This is a genomic window from Acidobacteriota bacterium (genome assembly GCA_039028635.1).
Taxonomy (GTDB): domain Bacteria; phylum Acidobacteriota; class Thermoanaerobaculia; order Multivoradales; family JBCCEF01; genus JBCCEF01.
Window position 1 is genome coordinate 1 of record JBCCHV010000113.1, and the last position, 5,208, is coordinate 5,208.

Sequence of the window (5,208 nt, forward strand, 5' to 3'; positions counted from 1 at the left end):
CCGCTCGTCGACGGCGCCGACGCGGCTGCCGGCACTCTGCAGGTAGCCGAGGGCCTGCAGGCGCCGGACCGTCTCCTCGTCCACCGCCACCGAGCTGTCGAGGTCGCGGGCCGCGTGGCGCTCGAGGTAGCGCTCCAGGCGACCGCGCAGCGCCGCCGCCAGCTCCGGCTGGCGGTCGATCAGGTCGTCGAGCTCCCGCGGATCGCCGTCGAGGTCGAAGAGCTCTGGCCGCGGGCCGTGGATGTACTTCTTGCCGTCCACCACCAGACTGCGCAGCTCCCCCCAGCCTCGGCTGAGGCGCGGCGAAAGGGTCTCGGCGTAGAGCTCGCGCCGTCGGTCATGGCCTTCCTTCTCGTCGTCCAGCAGCGGCAGGAGGCTTTGTCCTTGGATGTCTTCGGGCACCTCGAGGTCGAGGAGGTCGAGCACCGTCGGCAGGACGTCGATGGTCGATACCCGGTTGCCGATCCGCCGACCGCGGGGTCCCTCGGGCCAGCGCACGATCAACGGTACGTGGAGGGTCGACTGATAGGTCAGCAACGAGTGGGTCGTCTCCTCGTGCTCGCCGCGGCCCTCGCCGTGATCGGAGGTCATCACGACCACCGTGCGATCCGCCACTCCGAGGCGCTCGAGGTGTTCGATCACCTTGCCCAGGCTCTCGTCCGCGTAGGCGATCTCGCCGTCATAGAGGTCGTGGGCGAAGAGCTGGTCGTAGGGCGCCGGCGGTTCGTGGGGATGGTGGGGGTCGAAGTAGTGGAGCCAGAGGAAGAAAGGCTCGTCGGCGTGGTCTTCGAGCCAGGGCAGCGCGGCGGCGTTGACCCGCGCTGCCGGGCGCTCGTCGAAGAACAGCCGCTCTTTGGGCAGTACCCGCTGGCCGTAGAGGTCCTCGTAGGGAGTGCCGAGATGGTCGTCGAAGAGCTCGAAGCCCTGAGCGATTCCGAAGCGAGCCAGCAGCGGATAGGCGCCAATGGCGGCGGCGGTGCGGTAGCCGGCGCCCCGCAGCCGCTCCGCCAGCGTGACCTGCTCCTCACCGAGCACGAACAGGCCGTTGTCGCGCACCCCGTGGGCTGGCGGCACCTTGCCGGTCATCAAGCTGGAGTGGGACGGCAGGGTGATCGGCACCGGCGCCAACGCCTGCTCGAAGAGCACCCCTTCGGCCGCCAGACGATCGAGCACCGGGGTGCGCGCCGCTTGGTGGCCGTAGGCACCCAGGTGGTCGGCGCGGGTGGTGTCGAAGGTCACCAGCAATACGCTCCAGCGCGCCGCCGGAGGCGTGCAGGAGAGAGCACAAAGGAGGAGCAGGGCCGAAAGCAAAACGGCGCGCCGAAGCGCGCCGCGGGTCGGTCGATACCGCGAGCTCATTCGATGTCGAAGTTCATCAGCTCGATAGGGGTGACGATGTTTCCGGTCACCCGGAAGACGGCGTTCCGGGGGCCGAGCGACGTCAGGCCCATGCCGGTGTTCGGAGCCGCGGTCTGGGGCTCGTTGATGGTGACGGCGTGAAAGCCGAGTCCGGCATCGACGTTGTCGGAGGCGATTCTGGTGAACGCGGTGTTGAATTGCCAAATTCCGGCGAGGAAGGAACCGTTCTGGTAGACGTTGGGGGTCACCATGGGGTCGACGGTGTGGGTGTTGAGGCCGACCGCGACCGGGATGATCACCGATTGGACCTGAACCGCCGAGGTGCCCATGATGTCGCTGTAGAGGCTCCAGGTCACCGTGGATTGGTAGGTCCGCCGCATCTCGAAGGTGACCATGGTGATGGTGCCGGTTTGCTCCACCGGGACCGTCGCCGTGCCCGCGCCGTTCAGGCCAACGTCGAAGCGATTGCCGACGAACCGGCCGCTTGTGATCGCCGTCAGGAAGCCGGTCGAGGTGCCGGTGTCGTACTGGATGGAGGTTCCGGCAACTGGCGGGGCGGGACCGGGCGAGCTCACCGGAGGATTCTCGCTCGGGCGATCGTTCGCCGGCGGGAGATCGGCCAGTTGCTCGGTCGGTTGGCGGAAGGCGCGAAAGGCCTTGCGTTCGTCGCGAGGGAGCTGGCGCAGCACCGCGATGCGCGTGTCGCGCTCCAAGGTTCGGATGGCGTCGAATCGCTGCTCCTGGCTCATCGCCAGCAGGGCATCCATGTCGACGCCGTCGACCGCCGTCGCGGTGGCCGTTTGATCTGCGGTTTGACCGCTGAGGGTGCCGGTGATGCCGGCGAGGAGACCCAGGGCGAGGGTCAGGGCAATCCAATAACCGAGCTGTCTAAACATCGCTAGGCTCCTGAAACAGGCCGTGTGGAACGCGGAATTCGCAACTCGCCGCGGATTGAGCCGGCCAAGACTCCCCGCGGCAGGGTAACAAGCTGTTCATGGGCTCACAAGGGGTGTGCGGCTCGAACAGCAGCTCGCGATGCGCTGAAAGAAGCCAGTCAAAGTCGCTCTAAGGGACCGGTTCGAGGGGCGTTGGATCGAGGGTCAGAGCCGGATCTCCCAGCAGGTTGTAGAGGCGCGAAACCTCCGGATGGTCGAGCTCGCCCTTGGCGGCCACCATCGCTTCGCCGATGCTCAGACCCGCGAGCAGGCCCTCGATGATGGCTTCGCCGAAACGTGGCCGGGTGTAGAGGCGGGACGATGCGCCGACGAAGGCGAGGGCGCCGCGGTCGGCGGCGAGAACCATCTCCTCGCCCAGGGAGCTGGCGCTGGGGTGATCGAAGGGTGCCGTGGTGCAGGACACGCTGACCACCATCGGCGGCCGGGTCGTCGGGCTCAGGCGCGCCAGATCGGCGCGATCAAAGAGGGAGTCCGGTCGCATCTCGTGGGAGCCACCGAGCTGCCAGCTATGGCGGCTGCCGTGGCCGCTGAACAGGACGGCGGCTGGGCGTTGGTCGAGGGCGGCGATCAGACCTTCGTCGAGTGCCTCGCCTTGCGCTGCCACCTCGTCGACTTGCAAGCCGTTTGTCGAAAGCCGCTGTTGGGAGCGCTCGATGCGACCCAGGGAGGGTGAGCTTTGGTCGCTGACCAGCAGCACCCGAGGGGGCTCTTCGGGAGCCGGACCTTCGAGGTGGCGCAGGATCTTGTCGATGGCCGTGTCGAGCTCGATGGCATCGGCGACCGGCAGTCGGCCGAGGGCGAAGCGCGGCCGGCTGGGGTCATCCTCGGTGGCGGCGAAGAAGTGATCCGTCGCCGCCGGTCCGAAGGCCGAGAAGTAGGTGCGGGTTGGGATCCGGTTGTGCTCCGATGGACCGACCGCCTCGCCGTGGGGCGGCAAGAACCAGTCGGCGTCGCCGACCAGGAGCACGAAACGCAGCTCGGGAGAAGCCTGCACCGCGTGATCGAGAAAGGCGCGAACAGCCGCGGCGCTGGTCTCGCCGAAGCCGAAATGGTCTGCGATGGCGCCGAGCTCGGCGACCGCCACCCGCAAGCCGCGCTGCCGGTGCGCCGTCGCCAAACGCTCGGTGGCGAGAAGCAGGTCCGCCGGCGCGATCATCAGGTAGTCGAAAGCAGGCGGCAGCGCCGGGGCGGGCGTGACCGTCGTGACCGCCGAAGGACGCTGCAGGGTGGCGTCGTTGGCGAGCCAGACCTCCGTCACCTCTCGGCGGGCAGGTAGCCACCAGCCACGGTCGGGGTCCGGCTGCGCCGACCAGCCGCTGTTGGCGTAGAGCCTTTCGCCGGCTCGCGCTTCGGGGTCGGCAAGCCAGGTGGGCTGTGCCGAGGGCTCCACGATCCAGGGGGCGTGATTGTCGCCATGACGGCTGAGGAGGTCGACCCGGTAGGTGACCTCGACGCGGTCGACATAGACCAGGTCGATCAGCGGGTCTTCGCTGTCCGGCATGCGGCGCGCTGGGATGCGCAGCTCGAGGCGGCCGGCTCCAGCGAGGGAGTCCGCCAGTACGCGCAGGCGCAGGCGGTGACGCTGACGGCCGCGCCAGCTTCCGTCGCCGACCCGGCGGCCGTCGAGCCAGACCTCGACCCGGTGGTGGGGCACCGCCTCGGGAAGGTCCGGATGGGTCCAACCGAGGAGGTCGATGGCGATCCCGAGATCCGCCTGGTCCGCTCGGTCCCCGAGATCGCCGAGATCGAGGCCGAAGGCCGAAGACTGCTGGTGGCTCAGGGGAGCCCAGAACCAGGGCGATCCCACCGCTTCGGCAAGGGCCGGGCTGTCGAGGGGAGCCCGCACCCGATCCTCTTCGAAGATCCGCTGGCGTGACAGGACGGTGGCAGTCTCCTCGCCGCTCGGTGAGAGCGGTGGCGTCGGAGCCGGCGGGGCGGCAGAGGCCCGCTCGAGCCGCAAGGTCGCCTTCGGCAGCACGTCGTGGAGGCGGCGCGGCCAGAGCAGAGAACGCGCCGCCACCCAGCGGATCTCGTCTCCTGTGCCGAAGGTGCCATCGCCGTCGTCGACGATCCAGAGAGGCACCGATATTCCTCGATGAGACGCTTTGAGGCCGGTCGACGCCTTAGAACTAGGGATTTGGTCGACGGTGGCTTCGAGCTCTTCGAAGGACAGTCGATAGACCCCCGGTTTTGTGACGGCGACGTTCCAGCCATCGGCGACAACCGACGACGCCGCGCCCAGGACGAGAGCCAGGAGCAGAGTGCAACCGGTGCAGCGATGGCGAAGCGGGCGCAGGAAGGTCATCGCAAGTCCGTGTGCCCGCAAGGACTGTGATCCGTAATTGCTTGAGATCTATAGAGAATAGTCACTTGCCCCCATTCCTTCGACAGAATAGTCTCGGAGGGGGGAGTTTGAAGTAAAGATCGCGTGGTCGGAAGCCAGAGCACGGCTCGACTGCGCGCCAACCGCGGTATAGGGAGTCGCCTCAGATGCGCACCGGACAAGCTCGCCTTCTCGTCCTTTCGGTCCTTTTCCTGTTCGTTTCGACGGTTGCCTGGGCCGGGATCGGGTCTTCCGATCTCGCCATTACCAAGGATGACGGCGCCAGCGTTTCCGCCATCGGCGGCTCGGTGGTCTACACGATCGTCGGCACCAACAACGGGCCGGACGACATCTTTGGTGCCACTGTCACGGACAACTTTCCGTCAGTCTTGACCTGCACCTGGACCTGTGCCGCCTCTTCAGGCTCGAGCTGCACCGGCTCCGGCTCCGGCAACATCAGCGATACGGTGACCCTGCTCGAGAACGGCACCGTCACCTACACCGCCACCTGCAATATTTCGGGCGGTGCATCTCCGGGCATTCTGAGCAATACGGCGTCGATCAGCTCGC

The 5,208-nt window shown here is 67.4% G+C and carries 4 protein-coding genes; 1 reads left to right on the forward strand and 3 read right to left on the reverse strand.

Going from position 1 to position 5,208, the window contains the following annotated elements; genetic code table 11:
- The 3 genes from AAF604_24695 to AAF604_24705 form a co-directional block, all read right to left on the reverse strand.
- Positions 1-1,359: sulfatase (locus AAF604_24695; GenBank protein ID MEM7052884.1), on the reverse strand; the 1,359-nt coding region annotated here is incomplete at its 3' end.
- The gene (locus AAF604_24700; GenBank protein MEM7052885.1) at positions 1,356-2,255 is read right to left on the reverse strand and encodes a hypothetical protein; all 900 of its coding nucleotides are present in this window, start codon (positions 2,253-2,255) and stop codon (positions 1,356-1,358) included. The genes AAF604_24695 and AAF604_24700, both read right to left, overlap by 4 nt.
- Before the next feature lie 169 nt (positions 2,256-2,424).
- A complete protein-coding gene (locus AAF604_24705; GenBank protein MEM7052886.1) occupies positions 2,425-4,620 on the reverse strand; it encodes a C25 family cysteine peptidase in 2,196 nt (731 codons plus the stop codon).
- Between the two features lie 185 nt (positions 4,621-4,805).
- On the opposite strand from AAF604_24705, the gene AAF604_24710 reads away from it, so the two are divergent.
- Positions 4,806-5,208: hypothetical protein (locus AAF604_24710; protein MEM7052887.1), on the forward strand; the 403-nt coding region annotated here is incomplete at its 3' end.

Bases quoted from the DNA above. Each gene is read 5' to 3' on its own strand.
- AAF604_24700 (MEM7052885.1), bottom strand. From the start codon at position 2,255: ATGTTTAGACAGCTCGGTTATTGGATTGCCCTGACCCTCGCCCTGGGT.
- AAF604_24705 (MEM7052886.1), bottom strand. From the start codon at position 4,620: ATGACCTTCCTGCGCCCGCTTCGCCATCGCTGCACCGGTTGCACTCTG.